The following is a 26,020-nucleotide window of genomic DNA, read 5'->3' on the forward strand; positions in this document are numbered from 1 at the left end:
CAGTCGATCTTCTGTATCGATTTTGATTCGGGCTTTACCCCGAGGTACTGTGGCCACTGTCACGACCCAGCGACGTCAGCGTTGCCGTCCCGCGGACCACCACGACCAGTGATCCGGAGCCGGACAATGAGCACCGCCCCGAACGTCCACCCCATCATCGCCGAAGTCACCGAACGCGTCGCCGCCCGCAGCGCCGAAACCCGCGCCGCGTACCTCGAGCGCGTCGCCGCCGCCCACGAGGAGGGGCCGGTGCGGCGCGGCCTCGACTGCAGCAACCTCGCCCACGGCTTCGCCGCGATGGAAGGTGTCGACAAAGCGGCACTGCGCGCCGCGCGGGCGCCGGGCGTCGCGATCGTCTCCTCCTACAACGACATGCTTTCGGCGCATCAGCCGATGCAGTCGTACCCCGCGATGCTGAAGGGCTCGGTCCGCCAGGCGGGCGGGGTGGCCCAGTTCGCCGGCGGCGTGCCCGCGATGTGCGACGGCGTCACCCAGGGCCGTCCGGGGATGGAGCTGTCGCTGTTCAGCCGCGAGGTGATCGCGATGTCGACCGCGATCGCGCTGTCCCACGACATGTTCGACGCGGCGCTGCTGCTCGGCGTATGCGACAAGATCGTGCCCGGCCTGCTGATCGGGGCGCTGTCCTTCGGGCATCTCCCGGCGATCCTGGTGCCCGCCGGACCGATGAACTCGGGCCTGCCGAACAAGGAGAAGGCGCGCGTGCGCCAGCTCTATGCCGAGGGCAAGGCGACCCGTGAAGACCTGCTGGACGCCGAAGCGGCTTCGTACCATTCGGCGGGAACGTGCACCTTCTACGGCACCGCCAACTCGAACCAGATGGTCGTCGAGGTGATGGGCCTGCACCTGCCGGGCGCCAGCTTCGTGCAGCCGAACTCGCCGCTGCGGCGTGTGCTCACCGAGGAGGCCGGGCGCCGCGTGGTGAAGCTCTCGCGCGGCGAGGAGTACACGCCGGTCTCGCGGGTGATCGACGAGAAGGCCGTCGTCAACGGTGTCATCGCGCTGCTCGCCACGGGCGGTTCGACCAACCACACCATGCACCTGGTCGCGATCGCCGCCGCCGCGGGCATCCAGCTGACCTGGGACGACTTCTCCGATCTGTCGTCGGTGATCCCCCTGTTGGCCCGCGTGTACCCGAACGGCAGCGCGGACATCAACCACTTCCACGCCGCCGGGGGCATCCAGTTCCTGGTCGGCACGCTGCTCGACGCGGGCCTGCTGCACGAGGACGTCCAGACCGTCGCCGGACCGGGCCTGCACCGCTACCGGCAGGAGCCGATCCTGTCGGAGGGCGAATTGGTCTGGCGCGACGTCCCGACGCGCAGCCTCGACGAGGACGTCCTGCGTCCCGCGTGGAGGCCGTTCGCCTCCGACGGCGGGCTGCGGATGGTCGCGGGCAACCTCGGCCGCGCGGTGATCAAGGTGTCGGCGGTGGCGCCGGAGCACCGGATCGTCCAGGCCCCGGCGCGGGTCTTCACCGACCAGAAGTCCTTCAAGGACGCTTTCGAGGCAGGCGAGCTGGACCGCGACGTCGTCGTGGTCATCCGGCAGCAGGGCCCGCGGGCCAACGGGATGCCGGAACTGCACGGGCTCACCCCGGCGCTGGGGGTGCTGATGGACCGCGGGCACCAGGTGGCGTTGCTCACCGACGGGCGGATGTCCGGCGCGTCCGGCAAGATCCCGGCGGCGATCCAGGTGACCCCGGAAGCCGCTGCGGGAGGCCCGATCGCGCGGATCGCCGATGGCGACGTCGTCCGCCTCGACGCCAAGGCCGGGACGCTTGACGTCCTCGTGGGTGACGAAGAACTCGCCCGTCGTGAACTGGTGGACTCCCCGCCTTCGGAGGCATCCTGGACCGGCACCGGCCGGGAGCTGTTCGCGGCGCTGCGCCGCGCGGTCGGCCCCGCCGACCAAGGCGCGAGCGTGTTCGGACCGCTCACGCCGGAACACTTCGGCGCTCCGGCGCACACGCTGACCCCTGTGGAGGTAACCCAGTGACCACCGGCGCCGACCTGCTCGGCCTGTCCCCCGTGATGCCCGTCGTCGTGCTCGACGACGCCGCCGACGCCGTGCCCACCGCGCGGGCCCTGCTCGCGGGCGGGATCGGCGTGATCGAGCTGACCCTGCGCACCCCGGCGGCACTCGCCTCCATCGAGCGGATCGCCGCGGAGGTCCCGGAGATCGTCATCGGCGCCGGCACGGTCACCGCGCCCGAGCACGCCAAGCAGGCGGCCGACGCCGGCGCGAAGTTCCTGGTGACCCCGGGCTGCACGGATTCCGTGCTGGACGCCGCGTTCGACACCGGCCTGCCGTTCCTGCCGGGCGCGAGCACGGTCTCGGAGGCGATGCGGCTGGCCGAACGCGGACTGACCGCGCTGAAGTTCTTCCCCGCCGAGGCCAGCGGCGGCGTGGCGTATCTGAAGTCGATCGGCGGACCGCTGCCCGGGCTGCGGTTCTGCCCGACCGGCGGGATCACCGTGAAGACCGCACCGGACTATCTCGCACTGTCCAATGTGGGCTGCATCGGTGGTTCGTGGCTGACGCCGAAGGATGCCTTGGCCGCCAAGGACTTCGGGAAGATCGAAGCCTTCGCGGCGGAGGCTTCGAAGCTCTGATCCATCCGGTGAGGGCCACTCGCGCGACGGGTGGCCCTCACTTGTTTCAGAGCGGCAGCTGGTACTGGATGAAGCCCCGGTTGACCGCGACCCGGTCGTACAGGCGGCGCGCGGTCACGTTGGATTCCTTGGTGTGCCAGTAGACCCTGCCGCAACCGCGGGCGCGGGCCCAGTCCGCGACGGCCTCGATCAGCGCCCGCGCGACCCCCTTGCCCCGGGCTTCCGGCGCGGTGAACAGGTCTTGCAGGTAACAGACGTCGGTGAGCGCGGAAGTACTGGGATGTACCAGGAAATGCACGATCCCGACGAGCTCGCCGCCCACGTGGGCACCGAGCGCGTGCATCCGCTCCCCTGCCCGGAATTCGCGCCAGGCCCGATCGTAGACCTCTTGCGGCGCAACACGTTCGTAGAAGGCGATGTACGCGCGGAACAGGCGTTCCCAGGCTTCGCGGTCTTCGGGCTTCAACGGCTCGATGGTGATCATGTTCGTCCTCCCAGTGATCACCCGAGCCTAGAGTTTCCCCGCCGTCCCGCGTGTGGCCACTCACGCGGTAAAGCGGGCTGCCACTCCGGTCAGCTGACGGCTTGCTTCACCAAGGCGGCGATGCGCTTCTCCACCGCGGGGGTGGCGTCGGTCAGCGCGAAGGCGGTCGCCCACATCGCACCGTCGTCGAGCTGAGCGGCGTCGTTGAAGCCGAGCGTCGCGTACCGCGTCTTGAACTTGGCCGCAGGCTGGAAGAAGCAGACGAGCTTGCCGTCCAGCGCGTAGGCGGGCTGGCCGTACCAGAGCTTCGGCGCGAGCATCGGGGCGTTCGCCTTCACGACGGTGTGGACCAGCTCGGCCAGCGCCCGGTCTTCGTCGGACATCTCGGCGATCTTCGCGACCACGTCCTGTTCGGCCGCCGCCGCTTTGTCGGCGCTCGAACTGCGGCGCGCCGCCTTCTTCATGTCCTGGGCGTGTTCCTTCATCGCGGCCTTCTCATCGGCCGTGAATCCTTCGTACGTGGTGGCCATGGTGTTTTCTCCTTGGTAAGCGGCGAGCGGGGGCATCCGGTAGTGGCACATCAGGACTGGGCGGCGAGAGCCGAGGTCTCCCAGGTGAACCCGTCCGGGTCGGTGAACGGGGCGGCGCCGCAGATCGCGATGCGGTGCGAGCCGGTGCCCTCGGGGGACACGCCGGCATCCTTGGCCAAAGCCTTGCGCTTGTACAGCGCCAGCTTCACGGGGCTCGAGCCGGCTTCGAACTCGACGTACACGCGGCCGAAGCTCTTCCCCACGGTGAGACCGTGCTCGACGTAGAACTTCTTGCTCGCGGCCACGTCGGCGACGCCCAGCAGCAACACGATGTCGTCGATCTCGCGGGTGGCCGGCCCGGTGTTCTTCTTCGCCGAGGTGGCGATCTTCCAGATCGCGCCGTCCGGGGCCTGGACGGTTCCGCCGTAACCCCACATCGACTTCGCGGCGGGCTTGATCACGGTCGCCCCGGCGGCGACGGCGGCGTCGATGAGCGCGTCGGCGTTGGCGGGCTGGGAAACCGTGAGGGAAAGGGTGTAACCGCGGAAGCCGGTGGACGGCTCCTGCGAAGCCCGCAGGCGAAGCTCGGAGCCGAGCCCGAAGGCGGTGGTGTAGAAGCGTTCGGCGGCCTCGGTGTCGGCCACTTCGAGGGTGATGGCGTCGATGAAGTTCATGCCGGTAACGCTATTTCGGGCCGGGCTTCCGGCGCTTCTTGATTCCTGATCGGTCGCATCGGCGCTGGTCAGAGCCTCCTCGATCGCCCGGAAGACGCGGCACGCCCCGTGAGACCACCGCCGTGAGCTTGATCAACGGAAGATCTAGGACGTTGGGTGTCCCCGATCTTCCCTTGATCAAGACCCGAGGCTTCGTGACGATGCGGGAATCGGGCCCTGAACGTCCCGGTTCCCACATCTCCGCGCCTGGACAGTCACCTCACGCCGGTCCGTGGCAGGTAGGTGAATACAGGTCCGTTCTATTGAGGAGCAGGTCGAACGTGTCGTGTTCGCGGGCGGGACGGCAGTGGGCTGAAAGCTCCCTTCGTCTCGTCTGACGCGGCGAAGGACGCCTTAGTCCCGGTCAGGCGCCGGGGTCGTGAGTGGCAAGTCGCGTTCTATTGAGGGGTAGGCAAAGATGGCATGTTGCGAAAGCCTCTTTCGCAAGCTTCAACGTCACGAAAGAGGCTTTCGCAACGTCGGTGGAGGCAGGGGGACGGTCGGCCCAGGGGGCCTTCACGTACACCAAGCGACCTGAGCGGCGGACCGTCGTGGGCCTCGTGAGTGGTGAGGACGGTTCTAACCGTCCTCACCACTCACGAGCCGGCCGTGCGGGCAAGTGGGGCCGCCCGGCCGGTGAGCGGCTCGGGTGATGGGGCTCAGTCGAGGGTGGCGTCGTCCAGCAGCGCCGACTCGGCGCCGAACTCGCGGAGTTCGTCGCGGATCACGGTGTAGGCCAGCCCCTGGGGATAGCCCTTGCGGGCGAGGAAGCCCAGCAGGCGGCGGATCGCCGTCTGCTCGTCGACGTTGCCCAAGGAGCGCATGCGCTTCCGTACCAGCTCTCGGGCGCGCTGCTCCTCTGCCTCTCGGTCCACCTCGTCGGCGGCCTGGACGGCGATATCCCCATCTATTCCTTTGCGTTTGAGTTCGGCTACGAGGGCGTTCCGTGCCAGGCCCATGTTGGCATGACGGGAACGCACCCACATCTCGGCGAACTCGGCGTCGTTGATGAGCCCTGCCTTGTCCAGCTTACCGAGCAGGGTCTCCGTCGTCTCCTCGTCGAAGCCCTTGCGTTTGAGGGCCTGACGCAGTTCCTCCGTGGAACGCGGGCGCGCGGCCAGGAGATCGAAGCAGATCTCCTTGGCCTTCTTCCTCCGCTCGTCCGGTGGCAGCTCCGCCGGATCCACTTTGGGCGCACGCATTCAGCTATCACTCCTCAGAAGGCAACAACGAATCGGCACCCGAGGCCCCTGGGGGTCCAGGGGGCTTGCCCCTGGCGGGGAATCCAAGGGGGCGGAGCCCCTCTTGGCGGGGTCTGGGGGTTCGACTCCCAGAAGGCACGGCGAAGGGATGACGGCGAGCGCTCTCCGCGAGCACACTCCTCCCAATCCCGCAGCCCTCAGAAGTCGACCGGCGCGGGGGCGGCTTCGGCGTCGACGGCGGCACCGATGCCGAGCTTCTCCTTGATGCGCTTCTCGATCTCGTTGGCGATGTCCGGGTTGTCCAGCAGGAACTTGCGGGCGTTCTCCTTGCCCTGGCCCAGCTGGTCGCCTTCGTAGGTGTACCAGGCGCCGGACTTGCGCAGGATGCCCTGGTCGACACCCATGTCGATCAGCGAACCCTCGCGGGAGACACCCTTGCCGTAGAGGATGTCGAACTCGGCCTGCTTGAAGGGCGGCGCGACCTTGTTCTTCACGACCTTGACGCGGGTGCGGTTGCCGACGGGCTCGCCGCCGTCCTTCAGCGTCTCGATCCGGCGGACGTCGAGGCGGACCGACGCGTAGAACTTCAGCGCCTTACCACCGGTCGTGGTCTCCGGGGAGCCGAACATGACGCCGATCTTCTCGCGCAGCTGGTTGATGAAGATCGCGGTGGTGCCGGAGTTGTTCATCGCACCGGTCATCTTCCGCAGCGCCTGGCTCATCAGCCGGGCCTGCAGGCCGACGTGGTTGTCACCCATCTCGCCCTCGATCTCGGCGCGCGGCACGAGCGCGGCGACCGAGTCGATGACCAGGATGTCGAGCGCGCCGGAGCGGATCAGCATGTCCGCGATCTCGAGCGCCTGCTCACCGGTGTCCGGCTGGGAGACCAGCAGCGCGTCGGTGTCGACGCCGAGCTTCTTGGCGTACTCCGGGTCCAGCGCGTGCTCCGCGTCGATGAACGCGGCGATGCCGCCGTTCTTCTGCGCGTTGGCGACCGCGTGCAGCGCGACGGTGGTCTTACCGGAGGACTCCGGACCGTAGATCTCGATGACCCGGCCGCGGGGAAGGCCGCCGATCCCGAGCGCGACGTCGAGCGCGATGGCACCGGTGGGGATGACCTCGATCGGCGCGCGGCCCTCTTCACCGAGGCGCATGACCGAGCCCTTGCCGTACTGCTTGTCGATCTGGGCGAGGGCCAGTTCGAGCGCCTTGTCCTTGTCGGGTGCTGCTGGTGCCATGGAGTCCACCTCGTTGGTTGAGCCGGGTAGGGCTTGTTCAGTTCTGAGCTGTCGGGTCCGACGCTACGGGCGACCACCGACAATTCCAGGCCTCGCGCCCAAGCTGTGGATCGCTGACCCCGTTGTGGACAACACCATAGACGAACGTGTGTTCGAGGCCGTGGCCGACACGCCGTTGCGCTAGAGTCCTTGCCCTCATCCCGAGGTCAGCGCCGCTCCGGCGGGATCTCGAAGGCGTCGCAGACCGCCCGCCAGACGTCCTTGGCCGAGGTTCCCGCGTCGAGGGCCTGTTCGACGGTCCGGCCCCCGAGTTCGCCGAAGACGTGATCCCTGGAGAGGGTTTCCGCACGTTCGGGACCGAATTCGTCGGCCATCAGCCGCCGGAAGACCGTGATACGCATCGGGCGGAGTCTAGCCCGCTCTCCGGTCAAGTCCGTGAAGGCCTCCTTGAGGGACTCTGGGTCCCTCAAGGAGGCCTTCACGGACTTGAGGATCGCGAAAAGAGGGTCTACTCGCCCGGCTGGACGCTCTTTTCGAAGTAGTCGGCCAGTTCACCCGGCGTCGGGTTCTGTCCTTCGGCCGGGACCTGGTAGATGAAGCCGACCAGCGGCCGGTCGGTCACGGTGAACACCAGTACGGCGGCGTTCCGCCCGGCGGCCGAGGAGTACTGGCCCTCCAGTGCGTTGCCGGCCCACTTGGCCTCGGTGCGGTCCCCGCCCGCCGATTTGAGCAGTCCGTCGGTGTAGGCCTTGAGCTTCTCCGCCGAGTCGCTCTGCAGATAGGTCACCTGGGTCCCGGCACGGCCAGGGGCGGAGCAGGTCGACGTCACGCCGAGGTCTTCCGCCGGTTTCGCCGGCCCGTTGCCCATCCCGGGTTTGCAGTCACCGGTGTCGGCGATCTTCCCGGCGAGCTGGCGCAGGCAGCCGGTGAGGCCCTTGTCGTCGGCCGCGCCGGGCGCCTTGCACTCGTCGGCCGTGTAGGTCGTCACCGACGAGGACGTCAGGAAGTACGTGAGCCCGGCGGCGAGCAGCACGACGACGGCCACGACGGCGCCGATGACGAGCGGCTTTTTCTTGCTCGCGGGCGCCTTGTCACCGGATGACTGCCCGGACAGCGAGTACGTCGGGAAGTTCGTCGGCGCGGGCTGCTGTACCTGCTGCGGGCCGCTGTTCGGGTAGCCCGACTGCGGGAAACCGCCGGACTGGCCGGGGCCACCCCCCTGGTACCCCGGGATCGACGCGACCTGCTGCTGCGGCGGCGCGTACGGGCCCGAAGCGCCAGGGCCGACCTGATGCGCGCCGGTTCCCGCCGCGACCTGCCCTTCGACGCCCTGTGTACGTGAGCTGATGCCGTCGGAAGCGACGTGCTGGGCTCCGAGCGCGACCGCGGTCTCGGGCTGGTCGAGGCTGCCGGGGACGACGCCGAGCTTCTCCGCGATCAGGCTGCCGACCAGCGGGAGGCGGCTCGAACCGCCGACGAGGTAGATGCCGGCGAGCCGGTCCGGGGTCATCCCGGCCGAGCGGACCACCCTCGACATCAGCTCGACACTGCGCAGCATCGACGGCCGCACCAGCGCTTCGAGTTCGCCTCGCGTGACGAGGACGTCCTCGAACGGCTCCGGCATCGGAACCTCGGTCTGCGGGTGCCGCGAGAGAGCTTCCTTCGCCGCCTTCACGTCCTCCTGCAGCGCGCGCCGCGTACGACGGTCCGGAGTGGACTCGGGCCGCAGGACCCGCTGCCAGCGCTGGGGATCCTTATGCGAGACCTCGCGGCCGACGTGCACCAGCAGCGCCTGGTCGACATCGAGGCCACCGAGGTCGGGAAGGCCGTCTTCGGCGACGACGGTGAAGCCGCCGTTGGGGGTCGCGCCGACGATCGCGACGTCGAAGGTGCCGGCGCCGAGGTCGTACACGGCGAGCGCCTGCCCGGGCGCGAGCGTCTTGCCGGGGAACGACGCGAAGTGCGCCGCCGCGGCGACCGGCTCGGGGACGAGCACCAGGTTGCCGCCCATCCCGGCGAGCCGGGCTGCGGACAGCAGCACGTTGCGGCGGGTCTGGCCCCACTGCGCGGGGTGGGTGAGCCGGACCTCGTCGGGCAGTTCGCCGCCGAGCTGGCGGGTGGTCTCGTCGAGGACGCGGCGCAGGATCGCGGCCAGCACCTCGGTGACCGGGATGACATCGGTGCCCAGCAGGAGCGTCTGCTCGTCGATGCGGCGTTTGGGGTTGGGCTCGAAGCGGGTCGGGTCGAGGCGGGCACGGCGTTCGGCGTCGCGGCCGACCATGATCGTGCCGTCCTCGGTGGCGAACACCGCGGACGGCATGTTGGCCGAACCGTCGACCTCGACCACCCGCGGCGGCCTCCCGTGCGCCGAAAGGACGGCCACGGTGTTGGACGTCCCGAGGTCCACCGACAGGATCCGCACAGCTCTTTCCCCTTCACAGACGAACGGCGACCGCCCCAGTACCGATCCGGCCGCGCTGGCCGTGATGCTCCCACGAGCGAGGTCACCGTACGTGCGGAACCCGCCGAACTCGTCCCCGACCGGTGCCTGTCACAGCCCTCGGAGCGAAACTGTCGGTGGTCCGGCGCACTATGGAGGGCGTGGCAGACGTACTCGACCTCTTCTCCCCCGCGACCAGGGACTGGTTCACCGGGGCCTTCGCCGCGCCCACCCGCGCGCAGGAAGGGGCGTGGCGAGCAGCGCACGCGGGGGAACACGCGCTGGTCGTGGCCCCGACGGGATCGGGCAAGACGCTCTCGGCCTTCCTCTGGGCGCTGGACAGGCTGTCGGTCGAGCCGCCGCCGTCCGAGCCGCGGAAACGCTGCCGCGTCCTCTACGTCTCGCCGCTGAAGGCGCTGGCGGTCGACGTCCAGCGCAACCTGCGGGCACCGCTGGCGGGCATCTCGCAGGCGTCGCGCCGGCTGGGGCTGCCGGTGCCGGACATCGGCGTAGGCATGCGGACGGGCGACACCACCGCCGCCGAACGGCGCTCGTTCGGCAAGACACCGCCGGACGTGCTGGTCACCACGCCGGAGTCGCTGTTCCTGATCCTCACCTCTTCCGCCCGCGATTCGCTGCGCGGCGTGGAGACGGTGATCATCGACGAGGTGCACGCGGTCGCGGGCGGCAAACGCGGCGCGCATCTGGCCTTGTCGCTCGAACGGCTCGACGCTCTCCTGGAGAAACCCGCCCAGCGGATCGGGCTGTCGGCGACGGTCCGGCCGATCGACGAGGTGACCTCGTTCCTGGCGGGCGGCAGGCCGGTCACCATCGTCCAGCCGAAGCTCGCGAAGACGATCGAGGTCCGCGTCGAGGTCCCGGTCGAGGACATGGCCGATCTCGACGGTCCACAGGGGCCGAAGCAGAACGAAGACCTCGACGCGGGCCTCGCGCGTTTGCCCGGATCGCTGGAGGACATCGACGGCGCACCGCGGCGGCCGTCGATCTGGCCCGCGGTGGAGGAACGGGTCCTCGAACTGATCCAGGCGCACCGGTCGACGATCGTGTTCGCCAACTCTCGGCGGCTCACCGAGCGGATGACGGCCCGGCTCAACGAACTCGCCGCGGAGCAGACCGAACTGGAGCCGGATCAGCGGTACCCGGCCGAGGCGATCGGCCAGTCCGGGCTCACCACCGGCGCGGCGCCGGTGATCGCGCGGGCGCACCACGGCTCGATGTCGCGCGAACAGCGCACGCATGTGGAAGAGGAGCTCAAGTCCGGGCGGCTGGCGTGCGTCGTGGCGACGTCCTCCTTGGAACTGGGCATCGACATGGGCGCGGTCGATCTCGTCGTGCAGATCGAGGCGCCGCCGACGGTCGCTTCGGGACTGCAGCGGGTCGGCCGGGCCGGGCACCAGGTCGGCGCGGTGTCGAGCGGGGTGATGTTCCCGAAGTTCCGGGGCGACCTCGTCTCCTGCGCGGTGGTCGCGGAACGGATGGCGTCCGGGGCGATCGAGGCGGTGCGGTACCCGCGCAACCCGCTGGACGTGCTCGCGCAGCAGATCGTGGCGATGGTGGCGCTCGAATCGTGGACGGTCGACGCACTGGCCGCCCTCGCCCGCCGCGCGGCGCCGTTCGCGTCCCTGCCGGACGACGCGTTGCTGGCCGTGCTCGACATGCTCGCCGGCCGGTACCCCAGCGAGGAGTTCGGTGAGCTGCGCGCCCGGATCACCTGGGACAGGGTCGGCGGCGAACTGCACGGCCGTCCGGGGTCGCAGCGGCTGGCGGTGACCTCCGGCGGCACGATCCCCGACCGCGGCCTGTTCACCGTGATGACGCCGGGCGGCGACGACAAACCCGGGTCGCGCGTGGGTGAGCTCGACGAGGAGATGGTCTACGAGTCCCGCGTCGGGGACACGATCCTGCTCGGCACCTCCTCCTGGCGGGTCACCGACATCACCCACGACCGCGTGCTCGTGGTCCCCGCGCCGGGTGAGCCCGCCCGGATGCCGTTCTGGAAGGGCGACGCCCCCGGCCGCCCGCTGGAACTGGGGCGGGCGCTGGGCGCGTTCGTCCGCGAACTGTCCACTTCGGAGCCGTCGGCGGCCAGGGAACGCGCCGCCGTCGCCGGGCTGGACGAGTACGCGTGCGACAACCTGCTGGCGTACCTCGAAGAGCAGAAGTCGGCCACGCGGCATGTGCCGAACGACAAAACCGTGCTGCTGGAACGGTTTCGCGACGAACTGGGCGACTGGCGAGTCATCCTGCACTCGCCGTTCGGCGCGCAGGTCAACGCGCCGTGGGCGCTCGCGATCGCGGCCCGGCTGCGGGAGAATCGCGGGGTCGACGCCCAGGTGGCGCATTCCGACGACGGCATCGTGCTGCGGCTGCCCGAGGCGCTGGACATGGACGGCGCCGAGGTCACCATCGGCGTCGAAGACGTGCTGCTCGATCCGGAGGAGGTCGAGCAGCTGATCGTCGCCGAGGTCGGCGGCTCGGCGCTGTTCGCCGCGCGGTTCCGGGAATGCGCGGCGCGGTCGCTGCTGCTCCCCCGCCGGGATCCGCGCCGCCGCACACCGCTGTGGCAGCAGCGGCAGCGCGCGTCCCAGCTGCTTTCGGTCGCGGCCAAGTACGAGCGGTTCCCCGTGGTGCTGGAGGCGATGCGGGAAGTCCTGCAGGACGTGTACGACGTCGGCGGGCTGCGCGAACTGATGGCCGACGTCCGGTCCCGGAAGGTCAAGCTGGTCGAGGTCGAGACGCCGTCCGCGTCCCCGTTCGCGCGCAGCCTGCTCTTCGGTTACGTCGGGATGTTCCTGTACGAGACCGACGCCCCGCTCGCGGAACGGCGCGCGGCGGCGCTGGCGCTGGATTCGACGCTGCTGGCCGAACTGCTCGGCACGGAGGCGATCCGGGAACTGCTGGACGCCGAGGTCGTCGCCGAAGTCGAGCGCTCACTGCAACGGCTCGACCCGGACAGGCACGCCCGCAACGCCGAGGACGCCGCGGATCTTTTGCGGTTCCTCGGAGACCTCTCGATCGAGGAGGCCGCCGCGCGCGGCATCCAGCGGGAATGGCTGGAGGAACTGGAAGCCGCGCGGCGGGTGATCCGGGTCCGCATCGGCGGTGGCGAACGCTTCATCGCCATCGAGGACGCCGGCCGGGTGCGGGACGCGCTGGGCACCGCGCTGCCGGTCGGTGTGCCGGAAGCGTTCACCGAACCGGTCGAGGATCCCGTCGGCGACCTGCTGTCGCGCTATTCGCGCAGCCGCGGCCCGTTCAGCGCCCGCCAGGCCGCCGAGCGGTTCGGGCTCGGGACGGCCGTGGTCACCGGCGTACTGGACAGGCTGACCGCGCAAGGCAGGCTGGTCCGGGGTGAACTGAGCCCGGTCGGGCATCCGGAGACCCACGGCGTCGGCATCGAGTTCTGTGACGCGTCGGTGCTGCGCAGGCTGCGCCGGGCGTCGCTGGCCCGGCTGCGGGCCGAGGTCGAACCGGTCGAACCGGCCGCGCTGGGCCGGTTCCTGCCGTCGTGGCACGGCATCGGCGCGCGAGTGCGGTCGGCGCCGACGGCGGACGACGTGCTGTCCGTGGTCGAGCAACTGGCCGGTGCCCCGCTGCCGGCGAGCGCGGTCGAGTCACTGATCCTGCCGAGCAGGCTGCCCGGCTACACCCCGTCGCTGCTGGACGAACTCACCACGGCGGGCGAGGTCACCTGGTGTGGCTGCGGTTCCTTGTCCGGCGGGGACGGCTGGCTGGCGCTCGCGCCGACGGACGTCGCCGACCTGCTGCTGCCGGATCGCGAAGACGATCCGCCTTCCGGGCCGCTCCACGAAGCCATTCTGTCCACTTTGGAGGGTGGAGCGCAGTTCTTCCGCCAGCTCGTGGACCGGGCGTCGCCGTTGGTCGAAACCCCGCCCAATGACGGCGAAGTCGTGGCCGCGCTGTGGGATCTCGTGTGGGCCGGGCTGGTCACCGGGGACACGCTGGGCCCACTGCGGGCACAGGTCTCCGGTGCGGGCGCGGCGCACAAACCGCGCCGGCAAGCTCCTCGCGGCCGGTACGCGCGGCTTCGGGCCGGACGACCGGCGATGCCCTCGCGCAGCGGGCCGCCGACGGTCGCGGGACGCTGGGCGCTGACGCCGGACCGCGAACCGGATCCGACCAGGCGTGCGCACGCGCGGACCGAGGCGTTCTTGGAACGGCACGGCGTCCTCACCCGGGGAGCACTCGACACCGAGCGCGTGACGGGCGGTTTTTCCGGGATCTACAAGGTTTTGCGCGGCATGGAGGATTCAGGCCAGGTCGTCCGGGGTTACGTGGTCGAAGGGCTCGGCGCCGCGCAGTTCGCGGCGAAGGGCGCCGTCGACAGGCTGCGCGCGCAATCCGGGACCCAGCGCACGACCACCGAAGGCGCCGTCGTACTCGCCGCGGCCGACCCGGCCCAGCCTTACGGTGCCGCGTTGCCGTGGCCTGCCGCGACGGGCGACACGAAGCACCGTCCGGCGAGGAAAGCGGGCGCGCTGGCGGTGCTCGTGGACGGTGTCCCGGCGATGTACGTCGAACGGGGCGGCCGGTCGCTGCTGAGCTTCACCGAGGATCAGGAGACGCTGCGGTCGGCCGCGCGGGCACTGTCCACAGCGGTGCGGGAAGGCTGGCTGGGGCAGCTCGCGGTGCAGAAGGCCGACGGCGAGGTGGCACTCACTTCGGAGCTATCGGTCGTCCTCCAGGAGGCGGGATTCCGGGCGACTCCCAAGGGACTGCGCCTGCGGGCCTAGAATTGCCGCTCAGACCTGCGGAGAAGGACGTTCGAACATGGTGATGCGCGACCTGCGCTATTTCGGGGATCCCGTGCTCAAGACCGTATGCGACCCGGTCACGACATTCGACAAGAAGATCGAGTCGCTGGTGACCGACCTGATGGACGGGGTGAAACCGGCGGGGCGCGCGGGTCTCGCGGCGCCGCAGATCGGGGTCGGCCTGCGGGTGTTCAGCTACGACGTCGGCGGGCTGAGCGGGTACGTGATCAACCCCGAGATCGTCGAACTGTCCGAAGAGACGCATGAGATCGGCGAGGGCTGCCTGTCGGTGCCGGAACTGTGGTTCCCGGTCGTCCGCGCGAAGCACGCCGTGGTGCGCGGTGTCGACCTGCGCAACGAGCCTGTCGAGGTCGAAGGTGTCGACGTGCTCGCCCAGTGCCTGCAGCACGAGACCGATCACCTCGACGGCAAGCTGTACCTGGAGCGGCTCACCCCCGAACGCAAGAAGCGCGCGCTGAGTGAGGCCCGCGGCAAAGACTGGTTCTGGAATCGCAATTAGTCACCTACTTGCGATCGTCCCTCCCGCAAGTAGGTGACTGATTGCGGGGGTTGGGGAGGGCGAAGCGCAGGGTGCCGGAGTCGCCGGTGACGCGTTCGGGGCGGAGCCCCACGCGCGCGGCGGTGCGGTAGAGGGAGTCGTCGCCGGGCAGGCAGACGGCGGTGAGTTCGCGCTCTCCCTTGGCCGTGGCGAGAGTGGCGAGCCGGGCCAGCAAAGCCGTGCCGATGCCCTGGCGCTGCCAGGAATCCTCGACCAGGAGCGAGACTTCGGCCGCGCCGCCGTCGGCCGACGGGATCAGCTGGCCGAGACCGATCACGTCACGGCCGCAGACCGCGAGCAGGCTGATCCCGCGCGGCGGCATCAGGAGCCGGTGCAGCCAGCGACGCGGCACGGCGCGCATTCCGGTGTGATAGCGGTGGAAGAGCGTCGTCATCGAACATCTCTGGTGCAGCGCGGACACCGCTTCCGCGTCACCGGGCACACCTTTGCGCAGGACGATCGCGGCGCCATCGGGCCGGTCGAGCACGATCGGCCCGGTCACGTTGTCGCGGACGGTGGCGATCAGGCCGATCAGCGCGACGGCGCGGCTCAGTTCCAGTTCGACGAACGGTGACCAGCGGCGGCGCGCGACGAACGCCGTGTCGTCCCCTGCCGGGAACACCGCCCGGTGTCCGCCCTCCGTGCGGGCCGGGTTCGCCTCGATCGACGGGACCTTCGTGACGACGTCGGCCGCGAGGACGCCGCGGAGGACTTCCGCGACGCCACCGGGCTCTTCGACGGCTCTCTTGGCCGCGGTGAGCGTCGCGGTGGCCGGATCGACCAGTTCGGCCAGATCCGCGTCGATGACGGCGGAGCATTCGCAGCCTTCTTCGCGGATCGCGTCGATGAGCAGTTGCCGCGGCAGACCGGTGGCCGGCCGCAGGACGATCTCGTCGAGCACGCCGCCGGGGACCGGCAGCACCGACAACCCGAGGATATTGCACTCGAGGTCGGCCAACCGGATCGCGATCCTGGCCAGGGTGCCGGGCCGGTCGTCCACGCGGATCCGGACACGCCAGGCCGACGCGGCCGTGGTCGCTTCACCGGGATGAACCAGGGTGGGCCGGACTCGATAGGTCTCCATGACGTCAACGGTCCCGGCCGGTTGTTGCCTGCCCACGGCGCGGGTGTTTCGCTCAGGTCAGCGTTCGACGCCACCGCGCAACTCGGACGAAACAACCCAGGCGAAACACTCAGCGGGGCGTGAGCACGCTGAACTCGTTGCCCTCCGGGTCCACCATGGCTTCGCCGTTCTGTCCTGTCGCGCCCAGCTCCCGCAGGCGCCGGACTTCGGCCGCCCGGCTCCCGCCCCGCTTTGGCGCGATCTCGAACCGCAGCCGGTTCCGGTGCCGTTTCTCCTCATTCGTGGCGAGGAACTCGACCCAGGGACCGCGGCCGTCCGGTGGCCGCAGGCCGACGATCGCCTCTTCCCGGACGCCGATCTCCCAGCCCAGCGCGGCCGCCCAGAACCGCGCGAGCCGCTCCGGATCGAGGGCATCGGTGACGACCGACGCGATCGCACCCGTGCCCTCGTACTGCTCGCGGGGCTCGAGGACGCAGAACTCGTTGCCCTCGGGGTCCGCGAGCACCACCCACGGCACTCGTTTCTCCTCCGGCGAACCCTGGCCGATGTCGGTGTGCCGTGCGCCGAGGGACAGCGCACGGTCCACCAGTTCGGCCTGGTGATCGAGCGAACGGCTCGCCAGATCCAGGTGCAGCCGGTTCTTGCCCCGTTTCGGGCCCGCCTCGGAGCGGAACGCCGGTTCGAACGGGGCGTCCCAGCTGAACAGCCCTTCCCAGAAACCCGCCAGATCCCTGGGAAGGGCCGAGTCGAAGACCAGGTTCACCAGATGTGCCACCACACCGGTGAACCTAGACGGCACCACCGACACTTTTGTGTCCTGCAGGTGAACCCGCGTCCGCGATCGACGTCGGCAGGGCGCCCTGCCACCGCGATAGCGGGCCCTTCGGCCGGGGCGGGTTCACGCGTTCGGTCGCTTTCCAGGCACATCTTCAGCTCCGCCGACTGGCACTGACCGGTTTGGCTTCCCCACCGACCGGTCATCGGGTCGCGAGCCGCAGAAGGGCCCAGAGTTGTCCCGCCATGTCCTGGTCTCCGCTGACCGTCACCGCCGTCGGACCCGCCCGGCCCCAGAGCCAGCGGTAGATCTTGTCCGGCTTCCCGGTGATCAGATCGTCCGCGCGCTCGGCCTCCTCGGCCGAGCACCGCCAGGCGACCGTTTCCGTGGGCCCGGCCCTGGCGATCCAGGTGTGGCCCGCGGTGCGCACGCCGACCGATCCGGTCTTGGTGCCGGACAGCCCCAGCAACGGCAGCCGCTGGCCGAACCAGAGCACCAGCGCCTCGTCGATCCCGTCGATCGCCACGTCTTCGGGAATCGCCGACACTTCCAGGCCGGCCGCGTTCTCCGCGTCGATCCGGTGGATCGTCGTCTCGTGCGCCATCCGCCGCCGCCAGAACCCGTAACTGCGGTCCGCCGGCCACCAGGTCGGCGCCAGTTCGTCCGGTTCGTGCGCGGACAGTTCGGCGATGAGTTCGTCCCGGCCCTCGCGGAAGTACTCCTCCAGGGTCTGTCCCGGCCCCGGTTCGCGCTGCCAGTGCTCGGGACGCCGTGCGTCGGTGATCCAGCGGCGGGTGACCCGGTACACGCTGCCCACGTGCCTGAGGACCTCACCGAGCGTCCAGCCGGGGCAGGTCGGGACCGGCGCGTCGGCGGACGCGGTATGCGCCACCTGAGCCATCAGCTCGGTTTCGGCGCCGATCACCTCCAGGAACCTGCCCTGGTCGATCATGGCCTGCCCGGCCATCGGGCACCCCCTCTCCGTGGCGACTCAGGCCACATGCGCCGAGTCACCCATCGGCAGTCCGTGCACCACCCGTCGCACCAGTTCCAGGAACACCGTGGCGGCCCGCGTCAGCTCGTCCGCCAGTTCGACGGTGACCTTGCCGGTGATCCCCGCCTGCGCGGCGGCCCGCGTCGCCGAATTGGCCGCGAAGAACGCCGCCCACTCCTTCAGCTCGGGCGCGACGGAGTCGAGCAGCACCCAGCCGCTCGCCGGCCGGGCCCGGCCCCGGTGCGGACGGCCGCGCGCCTCCAGCACCGCCGCCGCACCCCGCAGCGCGGCGAGATACGCCCCGATGAACCGCTCCGCGGGATCGTTCTCCCGCTCTGCTTCGGCGAGACCCCGCCTCGCCTGCGCGTACAAGGAGACCGCCGCGGGTGGTGCCGGCGGGCGCAACGACATCGGCAGGGCGGGCTGCGCGGTGCCCCCCGGCCTCTCGGCTTCGTCGGGGGACACGACCGAAACGGACATGACGACCCTCCTCCTGTACGTGAGCGCCGGCCGGTGCCCGGCGCCGAGGCGCTTCCCCCGCCCCCGCGCCGGGCACCTACCGGTGCGCGCTCACCGAATGTCGAACGTCTGTTCGAACAAGTCCAATGTAACCCCGAAGTGCCCCTTTCCTCAACCCCGTAACGGGGTGATCGCCGCATGTGGTGCGGGACACGGGATCGGCCACGTGATCTCATAGGCGCATGAGCACCATCGACCAGTCCGGTCATCCCTCGGTGGCCAAGGTCGCGGCCGCGCTCGCCGAGGCGGGCCAGCAGGCCGCCGCGGACGGCATCCGGATCCTCCCCGCCGAAGTCCGCACGGCCGCGCAAGCAGCCGAAGCGCTCGGTGTCGAGGTCGGCGCGATCGCGAACAGCCTCGTGTTCCGCGGCCGCACCGGCGACACGGAAACGGCCCTGCTCGCACTGACCTCGGGCGCGCACCGCGCCGACACCGGCCTCCTGGCCTCGCTGACCGGCGCCGACGAGATCGGCAAGGCGGACGCGGATTTCGTCCGCGCGCACACCGGGCAGCCGATCGGCGGCGTCGCCCCGGTCGGTCACCCGAAGGCGTTGACCACCCTCGTCGACACCGCGTTACGCGCACACGAGGTCGTGTGGGCCGCCGCCGGGCATCCGAAGTCGGTGTACCCCACGACGTTCGACGGCCTCGTCGCGCTGACCGGGGGCACTCCCGCGGACGTCGCGGGCGACGGGCAGGATGGGCGCCCGTGACCGCGATGTCCTCGGAATGCACCCGTTACGTCCAGCTGTCCGCGGACGAGTTCCGCGCCCGGCTCCCCGAGGCGCTGACCATCTACGTCAACGCCATGCGCTACCCCGAAGGCACGGCGGAGCAACGCGCGCCGATGTGGCTCACGCACGCGCTGCGCGAAGGCTGGCGCTGCATGGCCGCGCTCGACGCGGACGGCGTCCTGCTCGGGCTCGCCTACGGCTACAAGGGCCGAGGTGGCCAGTGGTGGCACGAACAGGTCCGCCACGGCCTGACCCGTCGTGAGGGCCAGGCCGCCGCCGACCACTGGATGTCCGACTACTTCGAGCTCACCGAGATCCACGTCAGCCCCGAAAGCCAGGGGAAACGGATCGGCGAGGACCTCCTGCGGCGGCTGCTCGACGGCGTGCCCAGCGCCCACGTCCTCCTTTCCACGCCGGAAGGCACCAGCCGGGCCTGGAACCTGTACCGGCGCGTCGGATTCGTCGATGTGCTGCGGGACTACCACTTCGCCGGGGATCCGCGGCCGTTCGCGATCCTCGGCCGGACGCTGCCGCTCTAGGGTTTCGAGTAGGCGACGGCGAGCGCGGCGATGAGCACCACCGCGCCGCACCACCCCACGGCGCCGAGCCGTTCCCCGAGCACGGCCATGGACAGCAGCGCGGCGGTCAACGGTTCGAGCAGGGCGGACAACGCGGCCAGTACGGGATGCGCGCCTTCGAGACCGCGGAAGTACGCGGCGTACGCCAGCGCCGTGGGCACGACGCCGAAGTAGAGGACGAGCGCGAGCACGTCGGCCTGGAACGGTACGGCCATCCCGGACCACAGTGCGGCGGGGATGAGCGCGGCGCCGCCGATCAGGCAGCCGAAAGCCGTGGTGGGCAAGGGATCCAGGCCCTCGACGCGGGTCGCGGTCACGAGCGTCAGCGCGGCGAAACCGGCCGCGGCGAGCAGGGCGAACAGCACTCCGGCGGCGTGGACCTCTTCTCCGGGCGTCCACTGCAACAGCGCGAGCCCGATGAGCGACCCGGCCAGGGACACCACCGTCCACGCTCCAGGCAGGCGGCGGGTTCCGACGACCGTCGCGACCGCGAGCAGGACGGGCGCGCTGCCGATGGTGGTCATCGTCGCGACGCTGACGGAACTCAGCGAGACCGCGGCGAAATAGCTGGTCTGGAAGAGGGCGAACAAACCGCCGACCGTCAGGAGGCGACGGCGGACCTGTGCCGTGCGGGGAAGGCCTCGAAGGCCCCCGGTGAGCCAGAGATAACCGGTGGCGATCACGCCGCCGATGAGCAGCCGGTACGCGGCGACGCTCAGCGGATGGAGTCCCGCGCGGGAGGCGAGCAGGGATCCGGCGAGGCCACCGGTCCCCCAGAGGACTCCGGCGAGGACGAGCGCGGCCGACGATCGGGCGCGCGTGGGTACGGAAACGGACATGGGGAAACGCTCCTGCGTCTGTGTCTGCCGGAAGGGACGTCGACGACGCGGGGTGCTTCAGTGCAGCACGGATCGGCCGGGCGGCTGGAACGCCGCGCGGCCGGAGACACCCCGCTCAGGAAGCGGGGGGTGGGGTGACGAGAAAGATCCGGTGCACGACAGGGAAGGTAGCAAGGCTTCGGCGACGGGTGCACGCGAATTGCGGCACGCGGCAGACTGAGCGGCGGAACGTGGTCGGGCTCGTGAGCGGTAAGGACGGTTATTGAGGGGTAGGGGCAAAGGTGGCGGGTCCGTGAAGGCCTCCTTGCCTACCTTGAGGGTAGGCAAGGAGGCCTTCACGGACACCCGAACGGCACCTGCGGCCCCAGGCACACCAGTAGTCACAGCGATGCCGCGTGAAGACCGTGCGCGGTACATGATGGCCCCCTTCCTTGCGCCTGGCGCAAGGAAGGGGGCCATCATGTACTCGCAAGGGGTGTGAAGGTCGAGGGACAGGGGGCCTTCACGGACTTGCCACCTGCCCCGACACCTTTGATTATCGGCTCGAATAGAACCGTCCGGTGTTTGCCTACCTGCTGCTGACCTGCACGAGGGCGACGATCCCAGCGGTATCGGGATCGTCCATGAAGGAATGAGGACATTCAACGTCCCGATTCCCTCATCGACGCGAGGTGACCCCGTCCAGGACCATGATCAACGGAGGATTCGGGACACTAAACGTCCTCCGTTGATCAAGGCTGTGCCACTCAAACCCGGCGGCCGACACACCGCGGCACCAAGACGGGGTCAGGTCCAGCAGGTAAGCAAACACCGGTCCACCAGAACCGTCCTTACCACTCACGAGGCTCGCCACTGACGACACCGGACACCGGCGGGCTCAGTCCAGTGCCGCGAGCATCTCCCGCAGGGTGTCCAGTCCCATCCCGCCGAGCGCCAGCGCCCGCGTGTGGAACTGCTTGATGTCGAACGCGTCGCCCTGCCGCGCACGGGCCTCGTCGCGCGCGGCGAGCCAGAGACGTTCGCCGAGCTTGTACGACGGCGCCTGCCCCGGCCAGCCCAGGTAGCGGTCGATCTCGTCGTGCACGTGGGCCGGGTCGGTGACGGTCCGGGTGAGCATGAACTCCAGGCCCAGTTCGGGGGTCCACCGCTCGCCCTCGTGGAAGCCGGTGCCCGCCGGGATCTCCAGTTCCAGGTGCATGCCGATGTCGACGATCACGCGCGCCGCGCGGAACAGCTGCTCGGACAGCATGCCGAGCAGTTCGCCGTCGTCGGCGAGGAACCCGAGGTCCTCCATGAGCCGCTCGGAGTACAGCGCCCAGCCCTCGGCGTGCCCGGAGGTGAACGCCAGCATCCGCTGGTACTTGTTGAGCGAGCCCGACTGGTCGACCGCGGTCGCGATCTGCAGGTGGTGGCCCGGCGCGCCCTCGTGGTAGACGGTGCTGACCTCACGCCAGGTGGTGAATTCGTCCCGGCCCTGCGGCAGCGACCACCACATGCGGCCGGGGCGGGAGAAGTCCTCGCTCGGGCCGGTGTAGTACGCGCCGACGGTGCCGCCGGGCGGGGCGATCTTGCACTCCAGCTCCATCACCCGGTCTGAGATGTCAAAGTGCTTGCCGCGCAACGATTTCAGCGCGTTGTCGGACAGGTTCTGCATCCAGGCCTGGAATTCCGCCCGGCCACGCACGACGTACTTGGGGTCGGCGTCGAGGACGGCGGCCGCCTCGGCGAGGGTCGCGCCAGGCTTGATCCGGCCGGCGACCTCGCGCATCTCCGTTTCGATGCGGGTGAATTCGGCCCAGCCCCAGGCATAGGCCTCGTCCAGGTCGAAGGTGGCTCCGGTGAACACCCGGGACCACAGCTTGTACGCCTCGGCGCCGACGGCGTCCTTGACCGGCGCCAGCGGGGCGAGCTCGGCGCGGAGGAAACCGGCGAACTCCGCGTACGCCTCCTGAGCGGCGTGAGCGGCCTGGCCGAGTTCGGCGCGGAGCTTCTCGTCGACGTCCTTCGCCCCCGAGACCAGCGTCTCGAAGTACCCGGTGTCCTCCTTGAGCCCGGCCCAGGTCTCGGCCTGCTCGGCGACCTTGCTGACCTGGCGCAGCGCGGAGACGTGACCGGCGTCGGCGGCGGCGAGCAGCGACGCGCGGAGCCGGTCGAGCGCCTCGGGGAGCTTGGCCATCCGGGCGGCGATCGTCGCCCAGTCCGACTCGGTTTCGGTGGGCATGAGGTCGAAGACCATCCGCAGGTGCTGCGCCGGGCTCTCGATCACGTTCAGCGACGAGAGGTCGAGACCCGCCTCGTGGATCTCCAGTAGCAGCCCGGTCCGCTCGACGAACACCGCCTTGGCCGCGCGCTCGGCGTCGTCGGCGGGCTCGACCGCCTCGATGTCGGCCAGCGCGCGGGCGGCGATGGCGGCCCGCGCCGCGTGCCCGGCGGGCGAGTAGTCGGTCAGCTGGTCGTCGTATCCCGTGACACCGAGCATCGTCGCCTCGACCGGGTCCGCCGCCGCGATCTCCTCGACGTACCGATCACAGATCTGGTGCACGTTCAGCACAGTTGAAGCCATGCCCGGCACGCTACCGGGACGGCGGGCGACTTCGGTACGGACTTACGCGCGGGCCGGGACCAGCCCGAGCCTGCTGACCACCTCACGGGTGGCCTTGGACCGGTTGAACGTGTAGAAATGCAGGTCGGGGACACCTTCGGCGATGAGCCGCTCGCACAGTTCGGTCACCGCGTCGATACCTTCCGCGCGGAAGGCCTTCGGGTCGCCGGCCAGCGGTTCGAGCCGGTCCAGCAGCCGCCGTGGCGCGGGCGCGCCGGACAGCTTGATGGACGTGTGCAGCGTCCGCGGCGTGGTGAGCGGCATGATGCCGGGGATGACCAGCGCCTCGCAGCCGGTGGCCGCCACCCGGTCACGCAGGCGAAGGAAGTCCTCCGGCTCGAAGAACAGCTGCGCGATCGCGAAATCCGCGCCCGCGCGCAGCTTGCGCACGAGGTACTCGGTGTCGGCTTCGAGGTTCGCCGACCGCGGGTGGCCGTACGGGAAGGCCGAGACGCCGACGCAGAAGTCGCCGAGCGAACGCACCAGTTCGACGAGTTCCTCGGCGTAGTTGAGCCCGTCCGGATGCGGGACCCAGTCGCCGTAGACGTCGCCCGGCGGATCGCCCCTCAGCGCGAGGATGTTCCGCACGCCGACGGCGGCGTACCAGCCGATGACGTTGCGCAGTTCCGCGACAGAGTGGTTCACGGCGGTGAGGTGCGCCATCGGCACCAGCGTGGTTTCGGTGGCGACGCGGGCGATGCTGCGGATCGTGCCGTCCCGGCTGGAGCCGCCGGCGCCGTAGGTGATCGACATGTACGCCGGGTCCAAAGGCTCCAGTTCCCGGATCGATTTCCACAGCACGGCCTCGTCGGCCGCGTCGCGAGGCGGGAAGAACTCGATGGAGAACACGGGTCCATCACCCTGCAACCGCTCGACCACCGACGTCATACCGCCATGTTAAGGGGGAAAGTCCGCTGGCTTGGAGCCCCCTCTCAAGCCATGGGCGTGCGACCTCGGCCACTCGCGACCGGTTGCCGAGTGGCCCCGGCCTGGGGAGACTCGGTGAGGAGCACAGGGAGCCGCCATGAGCGCCGAAACCGACACCAGCTGGGATGAGGATGTCCGCGTCGCGGTCTACCGCGCGTTCGCCGAGCACGGGAGGCCGCCGACGGCGCCGGAACTGGCCGACGCCGCCCACGGATCGCTCGCGGTGGCGAAACAGGCGCTGCACCGGCTCGCGGAGCGACGGCATCTCGTGCTCGACGAATGCGAACACGTCGTGCTGGCGCATCCGTTCGCGGCGATCCCGCTGGGCTTCTCCGTGATGGGCGCGAGCACACTGTGGTGGGGCGGCTGCGCGTGGGACGCGTTCGCGATCCCGCATCTGGTCAAGGCCGAACCCGAGGTGCTGGTGTCCACGCGCTGCCGTGGCTGCGGTGAACCGCACGCCCTGATGGTGAACGACCAGGCCCCGCCGAAGGGCGAACTGGTCGCGCACTTCCTGGTCCCGGTGGCGCGGATGTGGGACGACGTCGTGCACACCTGCGGCAACCAGCGCCTGTTCTGCGGCGAGTCCTGTGTGGACGGATGGCTGGCGGAAACGGGGCAGGACAAGGGATACGTCATGGATCTGGCGACGCTGTGGCGGCTCGCGGCCGGCTGGTACGACGGCAGGCTCGATCACGGCCACACCCGCCGGGACCCGGCGGCCGCGGCGGCGTACTTCGAGCGGGCCGGGCTGAGCGGCCCGTTCTGGCGCTAGACCAGGAACCTCAGCGCGGCGGTGACGACGACCCCGCAGAGGATCGCGGCGAGCACCGGCACGCGCAACGCGTAGGTCACGGCGATCGCGGCCAGTCCGGCGCAGAGCGTCCAGTCGACCCCGGACCAGGCCGGGCCGGTCACGTCCGTGAGCACGAGACCGGCCAGCAGCGCGGGCGCGAGCAGCGCGATCACGCCCGCCAGGCGCGGCGGCAGCGTCCGGTCCCCGAGCAGGACCGGGCCCGCCGCCTTGAACCCGATGCTGACCAGCGCGACGGCGACGACGGCGATCCAGAGCGTCATCGCCGTACCCCCAGGCCGAGCAGCGCGGCGGCCGAGGCCCCGATCAGCGCGAGCCCGACCGGGACGAACAGCACCAGGACCCCGGCCAGGCAGGCGGCGAGCGCCGCGGTCCGGCCCGCCTGGCGCGAACGGCGCAGCTCGTCGATGAGCAGGACCAGGAAGAAGCCGGGGAACACGATGTCGAGCCCGAACCGCGAGACGACGTCGGGTGGCGGAGCGGCCAGGACACCGAGCACCGTCCCCAGCACCCACGCGGGCAGCTGGACGAGAGTGCAGCCGATGAGTTTTTCGCGGTCGAACCGCCCTCCGCCGAGATGGGCGGCCACCCACGACCCGTCGACGACGGCCTGGCCCTCCCACGCGCGGCGCAGGCGCCCGCCGCGCAGGTCCGCGGCGACGGCGGCGCCCATCGGCAGGAAACGGGCGTTGATCAGGGCCGCGGCGCCGACCGCGACGGCGAGGTTGCCGCCGCCCGCGAGCGCGGTGGCCATCGCGAACTGGGCCGAGCCGGAGAACACGAGGATCGACGCCGCGATCGGGGCGGCGATCCCCCAGCCCAGGGTCTGGCTGTACGCGCCGAAGGTGACACCGAGGACGAAGGTCGCGACACCCAGCCCGAGCCCGACACGGGCGCCGGCCAGATACTGCCGCCGGAGCGTTGTCATGCCCCGACCCTAACAAGCTAAACTTGTTTTGACCATTAGGAGGATCCGTGGACGGCCACTGGGAGGGCTACGACAGCATCGGCGGAAGCGTGCCGTTGGACCTGGTCAACACCGTTTCCTGGCGACGCGATCCAGCCCGCCGGGAAGACCGGCTTTCGGATCCGGAGCGGCTGTCCGAGTGGGTCGTCCTGGTCGGCGCGGGCTCCGAACGGCTGGAGATCTCCGAAGACGTCTTGGAGGCGGTGAAGGCCTTTCGCGAGACGCTGTATCGCGTACTCGTGTCGGATCCGCCGGACGTCACGGCGCTGCGAAAGACGCTGCTCGCGGCATATCGGCACGCCGAACTCGCGCCGTCCCTGCCGCTGCGGTGGACGGTGCCGCTGAAGGACGGCGCCGCACTGCCGCACTTTCTCGCGCTTTCGGCCGAAGACCTGCTTCGCTCCGGGGACAGGGAACGGATCCGGGAGTGCGAAGGACCGGGGTGCGGCTGGGTCTTCACAGACCACACGCGCAACCGGTCGCGGCGGTGGTGCAGCTCGTCGGACTGCGGAAACCGTGCCCGGGCGAAACGGCACTACGACAAAAGCCGCAATTAGGCACCTACTTGCGGTAGTTGCACGCGCAAGGACCG

General features: G+C 70.2%; 24 protein-coding genes. 8 read left to right on the forward strand and 16 right to left on the reverse strand.

The window, feature by feature from the left end:
• Positions 1–126: 126 nt before the first annotated feature.
• On the forward strand, positions 127–2,016 hold the full coding sequence (gene edd, locus H074_RS06805; RefSeq protein ID WP_007029288.1) for a phosphogluconate dehydratase: 1,890 nt from the start codon (positions 127–129) through the stop codon (positions 2,014–2,016).
• Positions 2,013–2,633 carry a bifunctional 4-hydroxy-2-oxoglutarate aldolase/2-dehydro-3-deoxy-phosphogluconate aldolase gene (eda, locus tag H074_RS06810; RefSeq protein WP_005164729.1) on the forward strand — a complete coding sequence of 207 codons (621 nt, stop codon included), beginning with the start codon at positions 2,013–2,015 and terminating at the stop codon, positions 2,631–2,633. The genes edd and eda overlap by 4 nt, the downstream gene beginning before the upstream one ends.
• Before the next feature lie 46 nt (positions 2,634–2,679).
• On the opposite strand, the gene H074_RS06815 is transcribed toward eda, so the two are convergent.
• The 7 genes from H074_RS06815 to H074_RS06845 all read right to left on the reverse strand — a co-directional run bounded on the left by H074_RS06815 (position 2,680) and on the right by H074_RS06845 (position 9,222).
• A complete protein-coding gene (locus H074_RS06815) occupies positions 2,680–3,117 on the reverse strand; it encodes a GNAT family N-acetyltransferase (protein WP_007029289.1) in 438 nt (145 codons plus the stop codon).
• Positions 3,118–3,206: 89 nt separating this feature from the next.
• Positions 3,207–3,647: an iron chaperone gene (locus H074_RS06820; RefSeq protein WP_007029290.1), complete on the reverse strand. Its 441-nt coding sequence runs from the start codon at positions 3,645–3,647 to the stop codon at positions 3,207–3,209.
• 50 nt (positions 3,648–3,697) lie between these two features.
• A complete protein-coding gene (locus H074_RS06825) occupies positions 3,698–4,321 on the reverse strand; it encodes a VOC family protein (RefSeq protein ID WP_007029291.1) in 624 nt (207 codons plus the stop codon).
• A gap of 698 nt (positions 4,322–5,019) precedes the next feature.
• Positions 5,020–5,547: a regulatory protein RecX gene (locus H074_RS06830; protein WP_085940894.1), complete on the reverse strand. Its 528-nt coding sequence runs from the start codon at positions 5,545–5,547 to the stop codon at positions 5,020–5,022.
• A gap of 212 nt (positions 5,548–5,759) precedes the next feature.
• Complete coding sequence (gene recA, locus H074_RS06835; RefSeq protein WP_005164741.1) at positions 5,760–6,800, reverse strand: recombinase RecA; 1,041 nt, start codon at positions 6,798–6,800, stop codon at positions 5,760–5,762.
• A gap of 206 nt (positions 6,801–7,006) precedes the next feature.
• Positions 7,007–7,201, reverse strand: coding sequence for a DUF3046 domain-containing protein (locus tag H074_RS06840; RefSeq protein WP_007029293.1), 195 nt, complete (start codon positions 7,199–7,201; stop codon positions 7,007–7,009).
• A gap of 107 nt (positions 7,202–7,308) precedes the next feature.
• On the reverse strand, positions 7,309–9,222 hold the full coding sequence (locus H074_RS06845; RefSeq protein WP_007029294.1) for an Hsp70 family protein: 1,914 nt from the start codon (positions 9,220–9,222) through the stop codon (positions 7,309–7,311).
• 170 nt (positions 9,223–9,392) lie between these two features.
• Here H074_RS06845 and H074_RS06850 point away from each other — a divergent pair, with 170 nt between their 5' ends.
• Positions 9,393–14,015 (forward strand): ATP-dependent helicase, encoded by a 4,623-nt coding sequence (locus H074_RS06850; RefSeq protein ID WP_200865755.1) that lies wholly within the window; start codon positions 9,393–9,395, stop codon positions 14,013–14,015.
• A 37-nt stretch (positions 14,016–14,052) separates the two neighbouring features.
• The gene (gene def / locus H074_RS06855) at positions 14,053–14,556 is read left to right on the forward strand and encodes a peptide deformylase (RefSeq protein WP_007029296.1); all 504 of its coding nucleotides are present in this window, start codon (positions 14,053–14,055) and stop codon (positions 14,554–14,556) included.
• A 4-nt stretch (positions 14,557–14,560) separates the two neighbouring features.
• Here the strand turns inward: def and H074_RS06860 are convergent, their stop codons facing one another.
• The 4 genes from H074_RS06860 to H074_RS06875 form a co-directional block, all read right to left on the reverse strand.
• Positions 14,561–15,679 carry a GNAT family N-acetyltransferase gene (locus tag H074_RS06860; RefSeq protein ID WP_007029297.1) on the reverse strand — a complete coding sequence of 373 codons (1,119 nt, stop codon included), beginning with the start codon at positions 15,677–15,679 and terminating at the stop codon, positions 14,561–14,563.
• A 109-nt stretch (positions 15,680–15,788) separates the two neighbouring features.
• Positions 15,789–16,457: a VOC family protein gene (locus H074_RS06865; RefSeq protein ID WP_039921721.1), complete on the reverse strand. Its 669-nt coding sequence runs from the start codon at positions 16,455–16,457 to the stop codon at positions 15,789–15,791.
• 199 nt (positions 16,458–16,656) lie between these two features.
• Complete coding sequence (locus H074_RS06870; protein ID WP_007029299.1) at positions 16,657–17,421, reverse strand: maleylpyruvate isomerase family mycothiol-dependent enzyme; 765 nt, start codon at positions 17,419–17,421, stop codon at positions 16,657–16,659.
• Between the two features lie 24 nt (positions 17,422–17,445).
• Positions 17,446–17,928, reverse strand: coding sequence for an SAV_6107 family HEPN domain-containing protein (locus tag H074_RS06875; RefSeq protein WP_007029300.1), 483 nt, complete (start codon positions 17,926–17,928; stop codon positions 17,446–17,448).
• Between the two features lie 221 nt (positions 17,929–18,149).
• Here H074_RS06875 and H074_RS06880 point away from each other — a divergent pair, with 221 nt between their 5' ends.
• Positions 18,150–18,680, forward strand: coding sequence for a YbaK/EbsC family protein (locus H074_RS06880; RefSeq protein WP_007029301.1), 531 nt, complete (start codon positions 18,150–18,152; stop codon positions 18,678–18,680).
• Entirely contained in the window at positions 18,677–19,240 is a 564-nt protein-coding gene (locus H074_RS06885; protein WP_007029302.1) for a GNAT family N-acetyltransferase, read from the forward strand. Before H074_RS06880 ends, H074_RS06885 begins: the two co-directional genes overlap by 4 nt.
• Here H074_RS06885 and H074_RS06890 read toward each other — a convergent pair.
• The 3 genes from H074_RS06890 to H074_RS06900 form a co-directional block, all read right to left on the reverse strand.
• The gene (locus H074_RS06890; RefSeq protein WP_007029303.1) at positions 19,237–20,118 is read right to left on the reverse strand and encodes a DMT family transporter; all 882 of its coding nucleotides are present in this window, start codon (positions 20,116–20,118) and stop codon (positions 19,237–19,239) included. The genes H074_RS06885 and H074_RS06890 overlap by 4 nt on opposite strands.
• Positions 20,119–20,995: 877 nt before the next feature.
• A complete protein-coding gene (locus tag H074_RS06895) occupies positions 20,996–22,681 on the reverse strand; it encodes a DUF885 domain-containing protein (protein WP_039921723.1) in 1,686 nt (561 codons plus the stop codon).
• A gap of 42 nt (positions 22,682–22,723) precedes the next feature.
• Positions 22,724–23,608 carry a methylenetetrahydrofolate reductase gene (locus H074_RS06900; protein WP_007029305.1) on the reverse strand — a complete coding sequence of 295 codons (885 nt, stop codon included), beginning with the start codon at positions 23,606–23,608 and terminating at the stop codon, positions 22,724–22,726.
• Positions 23,609–23,744: 136 nt separating this feature from the next.
• Between H074_RS06900 and merB the strand changes: the two genes are divergently transcribed.
• Complete coding sequence (gene merB, locus H074_RS06905) at positions 23,745–24,422, forward strand: organomercurial lyase (protein ID WP_007029306.1); 678 nt, start codon at positions 23,745–23,747, stop codon at positions 24,420–24,422.
• On the opposite strand, the gene H074_RS06910 is transcribed toward merB, so the two are convergent.
• Both H074_RS06910 and H074_RS06915 read right to left on the reverse strand, forming a co-directional pair.
• On the reverse strand, positions 24,419–24,724 hold the full coding sequence (locus H074_RS06910) for an AzlD domain-containing protein (RefSeq protein WP_007029307.1): 306 nt from the start codon (positions 24,722–24,724) through the stop codon (positions 24,419–24,421). The genes merB and H074_RS06910 overlap by 4 nt on opposite strands.
• Positions 24,721–25,389: an AzlC family ABC transporter permease gene (locus H074_RS06915; RefSeq protein ID WP_007029308.1), complete on the reverse strand. Its 669-nt coding sequence runs from the start codon at positions 25,387–25,389 to the stop codon at positions 24,721–24,723. Before H074_RS06915 ends, H074_RS06910 begins: the two co-directional genes overlap by 4 nt.
• Positions 25,390–25,436: 47 nt before the next feature.
• Here H074_RS06915 and H074_RS06920 point away from each other — a divergent pair, with 47 nt between their 5' ends.
• Entirely contained in the window at positions 25,437–25,985 is a 549-nt protein-coding gene (locus H074_RS06920) for a CGNR zinc finger domain-containing protein (protein WP_007029309.1), read from the forward strand.
• Positions 25,986–26,020 lie beyond the last annotated feature (35 nt).

The organism is Amycolatopsis decaplanina DSM 44594, assembly GCF_000342005.1.
In the GTDB taxonomy this organism is placed as follows: Bacteria; Actinomycetota; Actinomycetes; order Mycobacteriales; family Pseudonocardiaceae; genus Amycolatopsis; species Amycolatopsis decaplanina.